This is a genomic window from Streptomyces sp. S6 (assembly GCF_054880855.1).
On record NZ_JBTYMC010000650.1, the window covers coordinates 1 to 1307 of the forward strand.

General features: G+C 75.4%; 1 protein-coding gene and 2 pseudogenes. All 3 read right to left on the reverse strand.

Translation table 11 applies throughout. The annotated features are described in order from the left end of the window. Positions 1-288: pseudogene (locus ACVNF4_RS36145) on the reverse strand (hypothetical protein); the annotation flags it as partial. Between the two features lie 194 nt (positions 289-482). Beyond that, entirely contained in the window at positions 483-887 is a 405-nt protein-coding gene (locus ACVNF4_RS36150; protein WP_461807052.1) for a hypothetical protein, read from the reverse strand. Positions 888-919: 32 nt separating this feature from the next. Continuing rightward, positions 920-1307: pseudogene (locus ACVNF4_RS36155) on the reverse strand (hypothetical protein); the annotation flags it as partial.

The following is a 1307-nucleotide window of genomic DNA, read 5'->3' on the forward strand; positions in this document are numbered from 1 at the left end:
GTGGCGGACCGTGGGGGAGAGGTGGCTGATCGCGAGGAGAGGGGTGCCGTCGGCGGCCAGCACGGTCGTCGCCGCGCGCGGGTCGGCCTGCCGGGCCAGCCGGAGGCTGACGGCGAGCAGGGAGGGCAGCCGGGTGAGCATCGAGCGGAAGCTCAGCTCCAGGAACGCGTGTTCGTGCTGGTTCCAGCCGGCGTCGTAGCTGAGCGGGCCTCCGAACAGGAGCCGCTCCGAGTCCGAGACCTCACGGTCCTCACGACCGTCCTTCTGCTGCCCGCGCGGTCTGCGCACGCTTCGCCTCCCCCGAGGTGTCGCCCTTCGGCATATGCACGAACGGCCACTATGGCGCGCGGGGGCGGGACGGGGGAGGGCGCGCGACGAGAGACGCGTGCGCGCGGGCGTGCGCCGTGAGGTGGACGGGGTCCCGAAACGCGGGCATGAGCTTGAGGCTGCGCCGGAACACGCAGCCTCAAGACGTGAAGGCCCTAGACGCTGATCGGCCTCGACCAGGTCGGCGTCGTCCCCGTCAGCCGGCACAGCGCCAGGTACAGCGGTATCGGCGGGGTGTACGGGACGGTGCCCGCGGGGCGGTGGATCAGGGTGAGGGTGTGCGGCACGTCCGGGAGGACCGCTCCGGTCGCGTACCGCGCGGGCGCGGGCCACTCGACGGCGTAGTCGGAGTCGGCGGGGACGAGCCACCACCAGTGCGTCTCGTCGGAGTACACGCATCCCACGCGCGGGAGACGCGGCATCAGCAGCGGGCCCAGGTGCGCGGGGACGGCGACGGCGTCGCAGCCCAGCGGGACCGTCATGCCGTCGGGGACGGGCAGGCGCACCGGGGCGCCCGGGGTGTGCGTCAGATGGCGGCCGACTCGGACGAGCGTGTTCATGGTGAGCACCGGACCTTCGGCGGACGGGGCGCTCACGCCCTGCCCCGCTCTCGGCCCTGCTCGACGACGCCGGGAGCACCCGGCTGCCACGTCGCCGCGGGGGCCGGGCCGGGGTGGGAGCGCCAGCTGGTGGAATCGCCGTCGGGGCTCTGCGCGTGCTGCCGGCCCGGACGGCTCGGGTGACCCGGGAGCGGGTGGAGATCGGGGTGCGCGTGTGGCGGACGGTGCGGCAGCGGCGGGGACTGGAGGGGGCGGTAGGGGTGCGGCGCGGGCTCCACGGAGCCGAGGTGCTGTGCGGCCTCGACGGTTCCCGGCTTGGGGCGCGGGGACGCGTGGTGCGGTGCGGATGCCGTGGGGCCCGGCGTGCGTTCGGCGGGGTCCTGCCCGGGGTGCGGAGCGCGCTGCGCACCCCGGGCAGGA